This window comes from Legionella feeleii (genome assembly GCF_001467625.1).
Classification (GTDB): Bacteria; Pseudomonadota; Gammaproteobacteria; order Legionellales; family Legionellaceae; genus Tatlockia; species Tatlockia feeleii.
On record NZ_LNYB01000085.1, the window covers coordinates 824,241 to 839,266 of the forward strand.

Sequence of the window (15,026 nt, forward strand, 5' to 3'; positions counted from 1 at the left end):
TTTATCCAGTTCAGTCTTCGCCAGAGGATCTGCCAATAATTTTTCCATAGATCGCCCAGTTTTTGCTAAAAGATCGTCTAACCACAACAGTTTTTCCTCCACCTGCTGAAAAGAATCCTGTTCAGCCATCTCCAGCAAGTAATGATGACAAATAGCTTTGGCTATTTGCCAATTTTCCAACTGAAAGCCGATGCGTGTTTCCATCAGAGGATTAAAAATCTCCGGTGAAGTCATAATTAGATCAAGTAAGAAGTCAGGTTCGTTACGTAAGTGCTCGGCTAATTTTGTTGTAAATTCCCTTTCCCCTCTTTCCGCAATAAGAATTTCTACTTGAGAATGACAATCAAGCGCAGAAAAATCCTTATCTGCACGTGAAGAAAGCCAAGTGATAAAATCATTATCAGGAACCCTTAGAGACGCTGCAAATTGAAATTGAGGTCGATAGCGAGAATGTGTAATCGGGAGATCCCAGTTGATAGATGAGCCCTTTTCTTCTGCCAAAGCATTCATTTTCATTTTCACAACATACAGTTCGACCCCATAATTTACAATGACTGGTAATGCTTGTTTTACAGCTGTAACCAACTCTTGTAATGAAATCGAAGGGCCCTTTTTGTAGTTATCTAAAGCATTTTTTAATCTTTGTACGTCAGGATGGATGCATTTCCCTGTTTTTTTGGTCTGAAGTTCAAACATATATGCTAATGAGTTCTCTAGTTCCCCGAGTGGATCGCTCATTATCCCTCCTATTTGCGCTTCATAATTTAAAAGTAGTTCATAAATTATTATTTACCAAATAAGAGACAACATGTTTTTATTTACTCTGATTAAATTAATAATTAAATAAGAAGTATAAAATATGATTTCAATTTCACCTTGGTTATGCGATAGTAAAACAAAAACCATCGTCATCCATCTCATTTTCTTTTATCTTTTCAATATGTTGTGCCACAAAAACCTGTGGATGAAGTTTCAGTTCTCCACTAATTTGGCTAAAAATCTCTCTTCTCCGAGTTAATGTGTTTTTTAGTGCTTCTCTTGTTTTTTCATGACTAATTGTCGTATCGATTATGTACCGATATTGCATGAATAATGTCGTTGTAATTCTATCCAGAGCCTTAAAAATCTCTTCCTTTCTTCGCGGTGAACTCAGAATCTCCAGAAATGCCGGTTCCCACAATAATTGTTGGGCAAAGCACCTTGCGAAGAAATTACTTTCTCGTCTTTGAAGAATTTGGCGCAACCTGTTTGCCCTTTCTTCAGGTACAGGTCCCAAATCAAGATTGAAGATAAATCTCAACTCCTTTGAGATCATCTCATAAGTATTATGCTCTCCAATAAAATAAGAAGAAAAACAGAACTCAGGGTCAAATCTAACCACCTGCAATGCATTGTTATTGCCTTGAACCACCCCGATATTACTGATATCAAAATCTCCTAAAAAATAACTGATGATCAAAGAAGTAATTAAATCAACAATAGGTTTATTTAAACCAAAAATTTCTTTCTCTTGGGCAATCAAATCGACTTTTGTACTTAATAGATAGTAGTTATCTTCATCGTCTTCATCATTCGCTCTTACCCCAACAAAATAGATTGGCTGGGCCTCTCCCATAAGCAAGGCATATAATTTACCCCCACAAACAGCCAACTCGGCTGATGTCTTTAAAGAATCTGCGTGCCAACCGATTTTGTTGTAATAAAGTTCACAAATCTTAGAAAGAAAAAATCTACGCTTCGTGAAAAAATCTTCCAGTTCTCGGCTACGGGTATCAATGCTGGTTAACATAAATTGTTCGCCACGAACGTAAATTACTTCATTTACCCAAGACTCTTTGCTCGTGTCAGAATCACTGAAATCAGAGAGAGTATCCATGTCGTCACTGATCACAGAATTAGTATCATTTGCCTCTAATGTGGACCCTATATTCGAATAAGAAGACTGTATATTTTCTTCCCCTGACTTGTTTTTTTTGGAGGAAGGGTTAAATAAATGAAATTGGTACATATAATCCTAAAAACAGAATGTATTAATAAGGGATATTTGCCATTCAAAAGAAATGGCACAATTATAGAGCAAAATTTAAATACAAAAAGATGGAATTATCACGTGGATCAGTTAGGAAGCAACCCGCAAGACTTGCGGGAGTTAGCAAACTTCGTATAAACAGCAATAACCAAATACCTTAGCCACATCAAGATTTATCTTTTCAATACGAGTAGAAAAAATAACTATTCTCCTCGCTTTCTCCACGTCGTGCCATTTGCCCCATCTTCCAATTCAATTCCTTTATTTGCCAAGATGGTTCTAATTTCATCAGCACGTGCCCAGTTACGTTGTTTACGCGCTTCTAGTCGTTCCTTAATCAGATTTTCAATCATATCTTTTTCATCATCTTGCAGACCGGCTTGCAAGAAAGATTCTGGCTCCGCTTGAAGTAAACCTAATAGGGAAGCTAAATGTTTTAACGTAACAGCGAGACGCGGTGAATTAGTCTTATTAAGTTCATGACTTAACTGAAACAAAACTGCCAGGGCAACTGGTGTATTAAAGTCATCATTCATGGCCTGGTTAAACTGGCCAAGCCATTCATTATCGATTTCATGATTGGCACTTAACTCAATCTCTTTTAAAGATTGATAAAGTCTTGTCAATGCTTTACGAGCATTCTGCAAATTTTCTTCAGAGTAATTTAATGAACTGCGGTAGTGACTACTTAGCAAAAAATAGCGAATAACTTCCGGATGATGCTGTCGTAATATGTCTTCAATAGTAAAAAAATTACCTACTGATTTCGCCATTTTTTCATTATTAACCTGCAACATTCCGACATGCAGCCAATAATTGGCAAAATTTTTCCCACTTGCTGCCTCACTCTGAGCAATTTCATTTTCATGATGAGGAAATTGTAAATCCAATCCCCCACCGTGAATATCAAATTGCTCACCCAATTCATGCATTGCCATTGCTGAACATTCAATGTGCCAACCTGGACGTCCTTCTCCCCATGGAGAGGGCCAACTTGGCTCACCAGGTTTTGCTTTTTTCCACAAAACGAAATCCAGAGGAGAGCGCTTTTCTTTGACTACCTCAATTCGTGCACCGGCCATTAGACCTTCCAAATCTTTGTGGGACAATTTGCCGTAATTTTTGAAAGAATCCACCTGATAACACACATCGCCATTATCACTGACATAGGCATGATCCGTATCAATTAATCGTTGGATTAATTTAATAATAGAATCAATATGTCCTGTAGCTCGCGGTTCTATATCAGGGGGCAAAATATTTAAGGCAGATGCATCATCATGCATGGCTTTGATGTACTGACTTGTTAGGTCATTAATCGATACGCCGCGCTCATTCGCACGAACAATAATTTTATCATCAATATCAGTAATATTACGCACATAAGTCACTTCATAACCTTGAGAACGTAAGAAGCGAACAATCACATCAAAACAAACCATCGAACGGGCATGGCCTAAATGGCAACGGTCATAAACTGTAATACCACAAACATACATCCCGATTTTACCTGGTTGCATGGGTTTGAATGGTTCTTTTTTTCGTGTAAGTGAATTATAAAGATTTAACATGCCTGCCCCTTAACCCATTTTTCCCCAAGTATCCTTAAGACCTACAACGCGATGAAACGCACTAACCTTGTCGTTATTCAATTGATTGACGCAGTAATAACCCAGGCGCTCAAACTGAAAAACTTCTTCTAAAGACTGTTTAGCTAACGAAGGTTCGCAAAAAGCCTGTTGAACCTGTAAAGAATCATGATTGAGGAATTGCAGAAAATCCTCTTCCCGTGCAGGATTGGCGTCATTAAATAAGCGATCAAACTGGTAAATAGTGACTGGATGAGCCTGTTCACAGGATACCCAATGAATAACTCCTTTTATTTTTCGATCGGCCGGATTTTTTCCCAAGGTATCTTCATCATAAGTGCATCGCAATTCCCTGATATTACCCTGCTCATCATGAACAACCTCTGTGCAGCGAATCACATAGGCATGTCTTAAACGAACTTCGGCTCCGGGAGATAGACGGAAATATTTTTTAGGAGGATCTTCCATAAAATCACTCCGTTCAATATAAATCTCTCTACTAAAAGGCAGAATACGATTTCCTGCTTGTGGATCTTGTGGGTGAAATGGCGCTTCTAATTTCTCCACTCTGCCTTCCGGGTAGTTTTCAATGATCACTTTTAATGGTTCAACTACACAGAGGGCACGTTTTGCTGTTTTATTTAATTCATCCCGTACACACTCTTCCAACAAAGACATATCAATGACTGAATCACTACGTGAAATACCGATAATTTCACAGAATTGCCTGAGTGCTGCAGGAGGATAGCCTCGTTTGCGCATGCCACGCAATGTCGGTAAACGCGGGTCATCCCATCCAGTAACAACTTTTTTCTCAACAAGCTCCCTGAGTTTACGTTTACTGGTGACTGTATGCGATAAATTGAGTCGGGCAAATTCAGTTTGCACTGGTTTTGCAGGAACTGGCAAATTATTTATAAACCAATCATAAAGTGGCCTGTGATCCTGAAATTCCAATGTGCATAAGGAATGAGTTATTTTTTCCAAAGCATCTGATAGTGGATGGGCATAGTCATACATCGGATAGATACACCATTCATCCCCTGTACGCTGATGATGGGCATGTCTTATCCGGTAAAGAACCGGATCCCGCATATTAACATTACCTGCTTGCATATCGATGCGTGCACGTAATACGTGGGCCCCATCGGCAAACTCACCTGCTTTCATCCGGGCAAACAAATCAAGATTTTCAGCAACTGAACGATTCCGATAGGGACTTTCACGGCCGGGCTCTTGCAAAGTACCCCGGTAGGCGCGAATTTCTTCCATGCTCAAACTATCGACATAAGCCTTGCCTTGCTTGATTAAATCAACTGCGTAATCATACAATTGCTGATAATAGTCAGAAGAGTGGGTTATATCACACCATTTAAACCCTAGCCACTTCACATCATCGATAATTGCATTAACATACTCCTCTTCTTCCTTAATAGGATTCGTATCATCAAAACGCAAATAGCACCGTCCCGCAAATTCTTCAGCCAGGCCAAAATTCAAACAAATTGATTTGGCATGTCCTATATGCAAATAACCATTAGGTTCTGGTGGAAAACGAGTTATAACATCCTGATGCTTGCCACTGGCTAGCTCTTCTGAAATCAATTGTCTAATAAAATGAGATCTTTTTTCACTATTTTCGGTCATAATCACTTACTCGTTATTATCCATCGCGCGCCGCATTGCATTTATCAAAGAAGCACCCGCAGCAGGTACATTGTCGTTTGACTTATACGCATTCAATAGTTGACTGATCAAAGCTGCTCCCACAATAACGCCGTCAGCAAATTGAGCAACTCCTGCTGCCATTGCAGCAGTTTTGATGCCAAACCCCACCATTAAGGGTAGACTGGTCTGTGACTTGCGTTGCTGGTACTGCTCCCGAACAGACTGCAAATCAAAATTACTTGAGCCTGTAACCCCTTTTAATGAAACGTAATATAGATAACCTCTACCATAGCGATTAATCATTTCCATACGCTCATTTGAAGTAGTTGGCGAACATAAATAAATACTATGTAAATCCTGAGCCTGCCAAAGAGGGGCGATTGCAGCGCTTTCTTCTGGCGGTAAATCAACAAGAATTGTTCCATCAACACCGACTTGTTTAGCTCGCTGAGCAAATTGTTCATAACCATATTGCTCTACAGGATTGACATATCCCATCAACACGATTGGCGTTTGTTTATCCTGTTCACGGAATTTTTCGACCATAGCCAATACATCGCCACAATCAATATCATAGCTCAAAGCGCGTTCCATAGCAGCTTGGATCGCGGGACCTTCGGCCATAGGATCAGAAAAGGGAATACCTACTTCAAGAATGTCAGCACCTGCTTTTACTAATTCATGCATCAAAGGGACAGTCAGTTCAGGGTGAGGGTCGCCGGCTGTAATATACGGGCTTAACATTTTTTTGCCGCTAACCCGCAATTGCTCTAATGTTATGTCAATTCGATTCATAGATTACCTTCAATTTTATGCTGACTTACACTGATAAACCATCAATACTGGCAACTGTATGCATATCCTTATCACCACGACCAGATAAATTAACCACAATACTCTGTTGCGGTGACATCGTTTTTGCCAGCTTCATTGCATAAGCTACTGCATGACTAGATTCTAAAGCGGGAATGATACCCTCTATCCTGGTTAATGTGCGGAAAGCATCCAGAGCCTCATCATCATTAATTGCAACATAGTGTGCCCTGCCACTATCTTTGAGATAGGCATGTTCTGGCCCCACACCGGGATAATCAAGTCCAGCAGATATTGAATGAGTGTCTTTTATTTGGCCGTGTTCATCACAAAGTAAATAAGTGCGATTGCCATGTAAAACACCTGGTTTTCCTGCAATTAGAGAAGCAGCATGCTCGCCTGTTTCAATCCCTTTCCCTCCTGCTTCTACTCCGTAAATCACTACAGATTTATCGTCCAGGAAGGGATAAAACAAGCCCATAGCATTAGAGCCCCCGCCAACACACGCAACCAGAGCATCAGGCAGTTGACCTGTTTTCTCTATAATTTGCGCTCTTGCCTCTTCGCCGATTATTGCCTGGAAATCCCTTACCATCTTTGGATAAGGATGAGGACCTGCTACCGTACCAATAATATAAAAAGTATCATCTATATTAGAGACCCAATCACGCATGGCTTCATTGAGAGCATCCTTCAAAGTTTTTGAGCCAGCAGTTACCGGCACAACCTCGGCTCCCAACAATTTCATTCTATAAACGTTACTCGCCTGACGCTTAATATCCTCTGAGCCCATATAAACAACGCATTTAAGACCCAGTTTGGCAGCTACTGTTGCCGACGCTACCCCATGCTGGCCTGCACCCGTTTCGGCAATAATCCGAGTTTTTCCCATGCGCTTGGCAAGCAAGGCTTGTCCAACCGTATTATTAATCTTATGCGCACCAGTGTGATTCAAATCCTCACGCTTTAGATAAATTTGTGCGCCGCCTATTTTTAAACTTAAGTGCTCGGCGTGATAAAGCGGTGTCGGACGCCCCACATAATCCCGTAACTCAACTCTTAATTCCTCTAAAAATTGAGGGTCTTGTTGATAGTGTTCATAGGCTTTTTGTAATTGTTCTAAAGCATGCACTAAAGTATCTGCTACAAACATTCCGCCATAAGGCCCAAAATGGCCATGATTGTCTGGAAGCTCTTTTTCAATCATTTTTTACCCCATAATGCATTAACAAACTGGCTCATTTTGCCGTGATCCTTGACACCCGCTGATATCTCAACCCCACTGCAAACATCAACTGCATAAGGTGAATACAAGTCTACAGCTTGCACAACATTAGCCGCATTGAGGCCTCCTGCTAAGATAAGTGGCTTCTGCAGATTTTTTGGTATTAACTCCCAATCAAATACTTCGCCAGTACCACCATGTTGTATCGACGGTGTATCCAAAAGTATAGCGGCCGCATTCTTATGTTGAGCAACCAAATGCTCAATAGCCTCTGTAGATGTTGCCTGGATAGCCTTAATATACGGTTTTTTGAATTGACTACAAAACTCAGGTGACTCCTCACCATGAAATTGCAGCCATTGAATCGGTAATTCGCTGATAATTTCATCAACCTGAGCCAGGGTAGGATTTACTAATACCGCAACGACATCAACGAAAACCGGATTCTTGGCTAACAATTTCTTTGCTTGCGTAATTGAAATAAAGCGCGCACTTTTAGAATAAAAAATTAAACCAATGGCATCAACACCCAAGGCAATAGCGCGGGCTATATCTCGCTCCTGAGTCATCCCGCAGATTTTAATTCTCACCCTATCCCGAATCAATTAACGCTCCCACAGAAATAAAGGTCCGGGATTTCCTTCGATTACCCCGAATTCTTTGGGATAAGTAACCGCAACCAGATATAACCCATAAGGTGGTGCAGTTTCAGCGCCAAGACGCCGATCTTTTGCCTGTAGCACTTCGTTTACCCAGGGAATTGGTCTTTTTCCTGAGCCAACAGCAATTAAAACACCAGCTATATTCCTTACCATATGGTGCAAAAAGGCATTCGCAGTAATATCAATCATTACCAAATCACCATTGCGCTGTACCTGCAAATGATGAACATTGCGCATTGGTGTCTTGGATTGACATTCTACAGAACGGAAAGAAGTATAATCATTTTCACCAATTAAATGTTGACCAGCTTCCTGCATCGCACGGTGATCAAGTTGACGATATTGCCAAGTCACACTACTACGCATAAGCGCTGGTCGAATCGGTGAATTGTAGATGATGTACCGATACCTTCGTGATAGAGCAGAATAACGAGCATGAAAATCCTCAGGCATTTCTCGTCCCCACTTCACACAGACATCTTTGGGGAGAAAAGAGTTTGCACCATGAATCCAGGAACGAATAGTTCTCTCTTTTTCACAATCAAAATGAATAATCTGATTGGTAGCATGAACACCGGTATCAGTTCTACCCGCACAGACAATACCGATTTCTTGATCGGCCACTTTAGCTAAAGCCTGCTCCAATACCAATTGCACCGTGCGCAGGCCTGTTTGCGCTTGCCAGCCATGATACTGGCTACCATCGTATTCAACCCCTAAGGCAATACGCATTCGCTTTTCCCGCTGAAAACGGCCAATGTATAACACCAGCACACATTTGTCTAGGGTATGAGTAAGTCGTAGAGCGTGTTAATGAATTCTACTAAAAAATGAACACTAATAGTCATTTCCTGCAGCCATTGTTCTATTTTTAGCGAATTCATTAACATGCTCTCATTAATCTGGGATGATTGCATAAGTGGCCTTGCTATCTCATAATGCCATGCAAACTTATTCTTATTGCATAACATGACCGCATCTCTATTAGACGGCAAATTGGTTGCTGCGCAATGTAAAAGTGAAATTAAATCAATCGTGCAGACCAGGCAAGCTAAAGGCTTTCGCGCCCCTGGATTAGCGGTAGTCCTGGTAGGAGAGGACCCTGCATCCAGTATTTATGTTGCCAATAAACGTAAGGCCTGCTTGGAAGTGGGTATCAATTCATATGCCTATGATTTGCCAGAAAATACTACTGAAATAGCGTTGCTTAATTTAATTGAAGAATTAAATCAATCTCCTGAAGTAGATGGTATTTTAGTACAATTGCCCTTACCTGAAAGAATCGATAGCAATAAAATTATAGAGTGCATTAATCCTGCAAAAGATGTCGATGGCTTCCACCCCTATAACGTTGGTCGTCTTACCCAACGCAATCCCCTGCTAAGACCTTGTACGCCCTATGGCATTATTAATTTACTGAAGTTTTACCAAATACCTCTTTCCGGCAAACATACCGTTGTCATTGGTGCATCCAACATTGTAGGGCGTCCGATGGCAATGGAATTTCTCCTGGCTGGTGCTACTGTAACTATCTGTCATCGTTTTACCCAAAATTTGGAACAGTATGTAAAAATAGCTGATTTAATAGTGGTTGCTGCGGGTGTTCTTGATGTTATCAATGTGGACTGGTTGAATGCTCAGCAAGTAATAATCGATGTGGGTATTCATCGCTTAACTGATGGTACAATTCGCGGCGATGTGGATTTTCAACGTGCCAAAGACAGAGTCGCCTGGATAACCCCCGTCCCTGGCGGAGTGGGTCCTATGACTATTGCCATGTTATTACAAAATACAGTCAATGCAGCTAATCAACTCAACCCTCTAAGTTAGGCATTGGATTGTTATTATGGAGCTCAACGTTCGATGTCATCCCAGTCGAAGTCTGTATCCCATTCCTCTTCGAGCTCTTCTTTTAAACGTTTGCGCTCCAGCTTTTCTTCCAGCATTTTGCGTACTCGTTTTTTATGGCTTAATTGCTCCACTTCTTCTTCATCATAAGAATATTCTGCAAAAGAGTGATTCTCATCATCATATTCTCTTGGCAAACTCATAACAGCCTCCATTTTGGCCTCTTGTCACCCTAAGTATAGTGCAAAATGGTTAGAGTAATTTTTCCAATATAGGACTTCGACTATAAATTGGCTCCATTAGGTAACGGTTCCTAACCTTTGAACTACTGATAGTTAGAAAACCTAAAGCCTAATACGGAAAAAATCATCACAGGATTGGATTAGCGATCACATAAGGCTATACTTCGGCATCTTCTTTAAGTTAAGTTCCTTTATGCTGAGTTATCAACACGGATATCATGCAGGCAATTTTGCCGATGTTGTCAAACATCTCACCTTGTCACGCCTTCTCCATTATATGATTGGTAAAGAAAAACCGATTTTTTATTTGGAAACTCATTCTGGCCGAGGAATGTATGATTTGCATGACAACCAGGCTGCTAAAACGGGTGAATATCTCCAGGGCATTCATTTATTGTGGGAACATAAAAAGCAATTGTCACCAATGTTCACTCCTTATTTGCAATCTATTGATAAGATTAATCAATCCAGTGAATTGCGCTTCTATCCCGGCTCACCTTGTCTGGCTATTGATTTTTTACGTCCACAAGATAGATTGTTTTGTTGCGAATTGCATCCTCGCGAATTCGAGCATTTAGAGTCTTTGCCTCATCGTGGCAAACGGGTATTTTTCAGCAATGAAGATGGGATAGCAAACCTTCATGCTTTACTCCCTCCGGCAGAACGTCGTGGTTTAATTTTTATTGACCCTTCTTATGAGGTTAAAACAGATTATAAGCTAATACCACAGGCCCTAAAATCAGCTTATCGTCGTTTTTCTACTGGTGTTTTTTGCCTTTGGTATCCCATAGTGGACAAACGATTACATGAACAATTGTTGCGAGGACTAAAGGCAATCGAAGCCAACAGTTCATTGCATCTTGAGTTTTACTTAACAGGTGCTACCCAATCGGGTATGACAGGTTGCGGTTTATGGGTTATTAATCCTCCTTACGTTCTCGCTGAAGAAATGAAAATTATCCTGCAGCAATTACGTGGATTTTTTAATCCGGGTATTTCTTCTTTTATCGTTGAAAGTTGAGTTATTTACTCTAGACTAAACATAGAGCGAAAAGGAGTTTGTAATGAAAATTCTACCTATTCCAGCTTTTAACGATAATTACATCTGGCTATTAATTAACGAAGAAGAGCAAACCGCACTTTGTGTCGACCCTGGTGACGCTAACCCAGTCCTGGCCTTCCTGGCACAAGAAAAACTTAAACTAAAGGCTATTTTATTAACTCATCATCACTATGATCACACCGACGGTGTTAACGAGCTTATCAATACCTATCCTGGAATCGCTATCTATGGCCCTGAAGACTCTCGCATACCGCAAGTGAATCACATCCTGCGAGACGGTGATGTGCTACCCCTCCCGCCCTATCATTTCCGAGTCCTAAATACTCCCGGCCATACAGCAACCCATATTAGTCTATATGAACCGGAGTTTGGTTTGTTATTTTGCGGTGATACCCTATTTTCCGCCGGTTGTGGTCGAGTATTTGACGGGACTATAGACGATTTATTTGCTTCTCTGCAAAAACTCAAAGCCTTACCAGATATTACGCAGATTTATTGTGCCCACGAATATACACGCCGCAATCTTCGTTTTGCAGCGACTGTAGAACCTGACAATTTAGCTATTCGCCAACATGCACATCGTTTGATGGCAAAAGAAAGTCAGCGCTCTTTACCCTCCAATATCGCTCTCGAAAAAGAAATAAACCCTTTTTTCCGTACTCACCTGCAGAGTATGCAAAATTATGCGGCACTAAAAGGGAATAAAAATACCGACCCTTTGTCAGTATTTAAACAATTGAGAGCCGATAAGGACAACTTTTCTTAGCAATTAGAGCTAATTTAAACCTTTTAGATTGATGTAAGAACAAAAAGGGTTTCTTGCTTGGATTTTATTTAGTACACTGTCCAGCCATTAATTCATAATAGGCTGTCACATTGAAGTTTAGACCAATGAAGTTTAGACCAATTAGTCTTTTTAGGTGTTTCCTTTTACTAACCAGTTCCTATCTGTTTTCTAATGCTGTTTATGCAGCACCCAATGTCTGGGATGTATTGCGTAGTCAATTCACTTTAAACCATGAGGTAACACAACCTGAGGTTCAAACCCAATTACGCTGGCTAGTTTCACATCCAAGCTATCTACAAAAACTGGCTCGATCAGAACCTTATATCTATCACATCGTGACTGAAATTAAAAAAAGAAGGATGCCTGGCGAGATTGCTTTATTACCTATGATTGAGAGTGCTTATGATCCCTTTGCCTACTCCGGAGCTGGGGCTGCAGGTCTCTGGCAATTAATGCCAGGCACAGGGAATAATCTCGGTCTTAAACAGGATTGGTGGTTTGATGGCCGCCGTAGTATTCGTCCCTCAACCGATGCAGCCCTCAATTACCTGACCTATCTCAATAAATATTTTAATGGCAATTGGATACTTGCTATTGCTGCTTACGATTCCGGTGAAGGGACTGTTGCTCGCGCTATCAAAAACAGTCGCCAATACTCTCGGAATATCAACTTCTGGACTTTACCCGTTCCACAAGAAACGAAAGCTTATGTGCCGCGCTTGCTGGCCCTCGCCGAGATCATTAAATACCCACAGCGCTACCGTGTAACGCTGCCTGATATTCCCCATGTTCCTTATTTTGAGGAAGTTAATATAGGTAGCCAAATTGATCTGAATCATGCAGCGAAGCTTGCAGGTATTTCCTACAAAGATTTAATTAAATTAAATCCAGGATTTAACCGTTGGACCACAGCCCCTTACAAGCCGTTCAACCTTCTTATTCCAGCCGATAAAGTAGCTCATTTTAATCGTAATCTGGCCAATGTGCCGGAAGAAAAACGAGTTAGCTGGACGCGACACCAAGTGGGCGCAGGTGATAATTTAGGTTCTATTGCCCGTAGATATTTCACTACTGTCAAATTAATTCGAGAGCTTAATCAGCTGAAATCAGATAAATTAAAGTTGGGACAATACGTGTTAATACCCAGTACAAAAAACACAACCGTTGCTGCTGCTAAAAAACCTGTGACCCCAATCACTGATCGACCGGCAACAGCGCAAAGCTATAAAGTTCTCCATATTGTTCAAGCAGGCGACACCTATCAATCATTAGAGAAAAAATACAATGTTTCAGCAGCTAATATTCGCCTTTGGAACCATATTAAAGGGAAAAAACCACTAAAAACTGGCTCACAATTAACAATATGGAAAACCACAGTAAAATATGGTGTTTATATTGTTAAAGCAGGTGATAATTTGAGTAGTATTGCGAAACGCAATAACACCAAGGTTGCAGTGTTAACCAGATTAAACCCTTCTATTAACAAAAGACTGCTGCGCCCTGGACAAAAATTGGTGATTGGCTAATTCGTTTTACTGTATCTTACTGAATCACTACCGTAGGGGAAAAAAACGTCGATAGCCCAGAGCACAAATTTTACTGGTATCTAGGCTGTTAAAAACCAGGCAGCTGAAGAGTGTTCACCTAGCCAGTTCCAGCACAATACAACACTGCGAACTCTTTTCGATTTTGTCGTGATAATAAAGAGTGGGTCAATTAGCAAAAGATAAGGCCATGTTTCTCTAGAGACGGTTAATTACCAAATAAATACAACTACCTTAGAGGTGCATGAGAGTTACAAATCCTGTGTTATACTTATTTAAATGTTGGAAATTAACAAAAACACCATGAAATTACTCTTTGATTTTTTCCCGATTTTGATTTTTTTTATTAGTTATAAATTATTCGGAATTTATAATGCTACTGCTATCGCGATGGGGGCGGCGCTAATTCAAGTTGCTTTTTACCGCCTAAAACATCAGCGCTATGAAAAAATGCACTTAATCAGCTTGGCACTTATTTTTGTTTTAGGTGGTGCGACTTTATTTTTTCATAATCCATGGTTTATAAAATGGAAACCAACTGGTATTTATTGGCTGACTTCCTTAGTGTTTTTTGGTACCTCCTTTATTGGCAAAAAACCACTTATTCAAAAAATGATGGATGGAAATATTAGCTTACCGCAAAAAATCTGGTATCGTTTAAATTATGCGTGGGCTGCGTTTTTTGTTGTAATGGGTGGCTTAAATCTTTATGTTGCTTACTTTTATAGTACAGATGTTTGGGTTAATTTTAAACTATTTGGCGGCGCAGGATTCACTCTGATTTTTGTTTTTTTGCAAGCAATTTACTTGACCAGGCATTTGATAGAACAACAACCCTCAGGCGATTCCCATTAAGGGCATGCCTTAACATTAGGAGCGGCAATGAGATTGCTACTTGTTGAAGACGATGAATTACTTGGGGATGCAGTTAAAGCCGGCTTAACTCAATTTGGCTATATTGTAGATTGGCTAAAAGATGGGGAAGCTGCTCGCGCTGCTGTCAAGTCTGAATCCTTTGAGTTAATTATTCTGGATCTGGGTTTACCCAGACTGTCTGGACTCGCCTTTCTTCAAGCTATTCGTCATGATGATAACAGAACACCTGTTATTATCCTGACTGCCCGAGAATCAGTAGAAGACAGAGTAAAAGGTCTTGACGCGGGTGCCGATGATTATATGACGAAGCCTTTTGATTTAAATGAATTAAGTGCCCGAGTTCGCGCCTTAGTCCGACGCTCCCAAGGACGTGCCGATGCGGTCTTGCAATATCGCAATATTACCCTCGATCCGGCAGCGCATTCTGTTTATGTTGATGATGTTATTGTCAATATTCCGCGCCGCGAATTTTCTCTCTTGCAAAAATTACTCGAAAATAGTGGTCAGGTATTATCACGTGAACAATTAATGCAGAGTATTTATGGTTGGGATGAAGATGTGGACTCTAACGCCCTTGAAGTTCACATCCACAATTTGCGCAAGAAACTCAATGCTAATTTTATTCGAACCATTCGTGGCGTTGGTTACATGGTCGAGAAAAACGAGAGTAATTAAGTATT

General features: G+C 40.5%; 16 protein-coding genes. 6 read left to right on the forward strand and 10 right to left on the reverse strand.

Going from position 1 to position 15,026, the window contains the following annotated elements; all coding sequences use genetic code 11:
* The 9 genes from Lfee_RS16050 to Lfee_RS16090 form a co-directional block, all read right to left on the reverse strand.
* Window positions 1-738: hypothetical protein (locus tag Lfee_RS16050; protein ID WP_193786967.1), on the reverse strand; the 738-nt coding region annotated here is incomplete at its 3' end.
* A gap of 142 nt (window positions 739-880) precedes the next feature.
* Complete coding sequence (locus Lfee_RS16055; protein ID WP_058447974.1) at window positions 881-2,008, reverse strand: hypothetical protein; 1,128 nt, start codon at window positions 2,006-2,008, stop codon at window positions 881-883.
* A gap of 224 nt (window positions 2,009-2,232) precedes the next feature.
* Window positions 2,233-3,600 (reverse strand): cysteine--tRNA ligase, encoded by a 1,368-nt coding sequence (gene cysS / locus Lfee_RS16060; protein ID WP_058447975.1) that lies wholly within the window; start codon window positions 3,598-3,600, stop codon window positions 2,233-2,235.
* A 9-nt stretch (window positions 3,601-3,609) separates the two neighbouring features.
* The gene (locus tag Lfee_RS16065) at window positions 3,610-5,265 is read right to left on the reverse strand and encodes a glutamine--tRNA ligase/YqeY domain fusion protein (protein ID WP_058448061.1); all 1,656 of its coding nucleotides are present in this window, start codon (window positions 5,263-5,265) and stop codon (window positions 3,610-3,612) included.
* 6 nt (window positions 5,266-5,271) lie between these two features.
* Window positions 5,272-6,081, reverse strand: a complete 810-nt coding sequence (trpA, locus tag Lfee_RS16070) for a tryptophan synthase subunit alpha (RefSeq protein WP_058447976.1) — start codon at window positions 6,079-6,081, stop codon at window positions 5,272-5,274.
* A 25-nt stretch (window positions 6,082-6,106) separates the two neighbouring features.
* Window positions 6,107-7,306: a tryptophan synthase subunit beta gene (gene trpB / locus Lfee_RS16075; protein WP_058447977.1), complete on the reverse strand. Its 1,200-nt coding sequence runs from the start codon at window positions 7,304-7,306 to the stop codon at window positions 6,107-6,109.
* The gene (locus Lfee_RS16080) at window positions 7,303-7,893 is read right to left on the reverse strand and encodes a phosphoribosylanthranilate isomerase (protein WP_058447978.1); all 591 of its coding nucleotides are present in this window, start codon (window positions 7,891-7,893) and stop codon (window positions 7,303-7,305) included. Before Lfee_RS16080 ends, trpB begins: the two co-directional genes overlap by 4 nt.
* Window positions 7,894-7,929: 36 nt before the next feature.
* Window positions 7,930-8,718: a tRNA pseudouridine(38-40) synthase TruA gene (gene truA / locus Lfee_RS16085; protein ID WP_058447979.1), complete on the reverse strand. Its 789-nt coding sequence runs from the start codon at window positions 8,716-8,718 to the stop codon at window positions 7,930-7,932.
* A gap of 50 nt (window positions 8,719-8,768) precedes the next feature.
* Window positions 8,769-8,957, reverse strand: a complete 189-nt coding sequence (locus Lfee_RS16090) for a hypothetical protein (protein ID WP_058447980.1) — start codon at window positions 8,955-8,957, stop codon at window positions 8,769-8,771.
* Here Lfee_RS16090 and folD point away from each other — a divergent pair.
* Complete coding sequence (gene folD / locus Lfee_RS16095) at window positions 8,956-9,816, forward strand: bifunctional methylenetetrahydrofolate dehydrogenase/methenyltetrahydrofolate cyclohydrolase FolD (RefSeq protein WP_058447981.1); 861 nt, start codon at window positions 8,956-8,958, stop codon at window positions 9,814-9,816. The genes Lfee_RS16090 and folD overlap by 2 nt on opposite strands.
* Window positions 9,817-9,839: 23 nt before the next feature.
* On the opposite strand, the gene Lfee_RS16100 is transcribed toward folD, so the two are convergent.
* Window positions 9,840-10,037, reverse strand: coding sequence for a PA3496 family putative envelope integrity protein (locus Lfee_RS16100; protein WP_058447982.1), 198 nt, complete (start codon window positions 10,035-10,037; stop codon window positions 9,840-9,842).
* Window positions 10,038-10,269: 232 nt separating this feature from the next.
* Between Lfee_RS16100 and Lfee_RS16105 the strand changes: the two genes are divergently transcribed.
* The 5 genes from Lfee_RS16105 to Lfee_RS16125 all read left to right on the forward strand — a co-directional run bounded on the left by Lfee_RS16105 (window position 10,270) and on the right by Lfee_RS16125 (window position 15,021).
* Window positions 10,270-11,097, forward strand: a complete 828-nt coding sequence (locus Lfee_RS16105) for a 23S rRNA (adenine(2030)-N(6))-methyltransferase RlmJ (protein WP_058447983.1) — start codon at window positions 10,270-10,272, stop codon at window positions 11,095-11,097.
* A gap of 43 nt (window positions 11,098-11,140) precedes the next feature.
* A complete protein-coding gene (gloB, locus tag Lfee_RS16110) occupies window positions 11,141-11,905 on the forward strand; it encodes a hydroxyacylglutathione hydrolase (protein WP_058447984.1) in 765 nt (254 codons plus the stop codon).
* A 125-nt stretch (window positions 11,906-12,030) separates the two neighbouring features.
* Window positions 12,031-13,452 carry a lytic transglycosylase gene (locus tag Lfee_RS16115; RefSeq protein ID WP_058447985.1) on the forward strand — a complete coding sequence of 474 codons (1,422 nt, stop codon included), beginning with the start codon at window positions 12,031-12,033 and terminating at the stop codon, window positions 13,450-13,452.
* 321 nt (window positions 13,453-13,773) lie between these two features.
* Complete coding sequence (locus tag Lfee_RS16120) at window positions 13,774-14,325, forward strand: septation protein A (RefSeq protein WP_058448062.1); 552 nt, start codon at window positions 13,774-13,776, stop codon at window positions 14,323-14,325.
* 27 nt (window positions 14,326-14,352) lie between these two features.
* Window positions 14,353-15,021, forward strand: coding sequence for a response regulator (locus Lfee_RS16125; RefSeq protein ID WP_058447986.1), 669 nt, complete (start codon window positions 14,353-14,355; stop codon window positions 15,019-15,021).
* Window positions 15,022-15,026 lie beyond the last annotated feature (5 nt).

What these genes read in the sequence shown, in the direction of transcription:
- Lfee_RS16065 (WP_058448061.1), bottom strand. Translation starts at nt 5,265, where the DNA reads ATGACCGAAAATAGTGAAAAAAGATCTCATTTTATTAGACAATTGATT.
- Lfee_RS16055 (WP_058447974.1), bottom strand. Translation starts at nt 2,008, where the DNA reads ATGTACCAATTTCATTTATTTAACCCTTCCTCCAAAAAAAACAAGTCA.
- Lfee_RS16090 (WP_058447980.1), bottom strand. Translation starts at nt 8,957, where the DNA reads ATGTTATGCAATAAGAATAAGTTTGCATGGCATTATGAGATAGCAAGG.
- Lfee_RS16115 (WP_058447985.1), top strand. Translation starts at nt 12,031, where the DNA reads ATGAAGTTTAGACCAATTAGTCTTTTTAGGTGTTTCCTTTTACTAACC.
- cysS (WP_058447975.1), bottom strand. Translation starts at nt 3,600, where the DNA reads ATGTTAAATCTTTATAATTCACTTACACGAAAAAAAGAACCATTCAAA.
- Lfee_RS16080 (WP_058447978.1), bottom strand. Translation starts at nt 7,893, where the DNA reads ATGACTCAGGAGCGAGATATAGCCCGCGCTATTGCCTTGGGTGTTGAT.
- trpB (WP_058447977.1), bottom strand. Translation starts at nt 7,306, where the DNA reads ATGATTGAAAAAGAGCTTCCAGACAATCATGGCCATTTTGGGCCTTAT.
- Lfee_RS16125 (WP_058447986.1), top strand. Translation starts at nt 14,353, where the DNA reads ATGAGATTGCTACTTGTTGAAGACGATGAATTACTTGGGGATGCAGTT.
- Lfee_RS16120 (WP_058448062.1), top strand. Translation starts at nt 13,774, where the DNA reads ATGAAATTACTCTTTGATTTTTTCCCGATTTTGATTTTTTTTATTAGT.
- Lfee_RS16105 (WP_058447983.1), top strand. Translation starts at nt 10,270, where the DNA reads ATGCTGAGTTATCAACACGGATATCATGCAGGCAATTTTGCCGATGTT.
- gloB (WP_058447984.1), top strand. Translation starts at nt 11,141, where the DNA reads ATGAAAATTCTACCTATTCCAGCTTTTAACGATAATTACATCTGGCTA.
- trpA (WP_058447976.1), bottom strand. Translation starts at nt 6,081, where the DNA reads ATGAATCGAATTGACATAACATTAGAGCAATTGCGGGTTAGCGGCAAA.
- folD (WP_058447981.1), top strand. Translation starts at nt 8,956, where the DNA reads ATGACCGCATCTCTATTAGACGGCAAATTGGTTGCTGCGCAATGTAAA.
- Lfee_RS16100 (WP_058447982.1), bottom strand. Translation starts at nt 10,037, where the DNA reads ATGAGTTTGCCAAGAGAATATGATGATGAGAATCACTCTTTTGCAGAA.
- truA (WP_058447979.1), bottom strand. Translation starts at nt 8,718, where the DNA reads ATGCGTATTGCCTTAGGGGTTGAATACGATGGTAGCCAGTATCATGGC.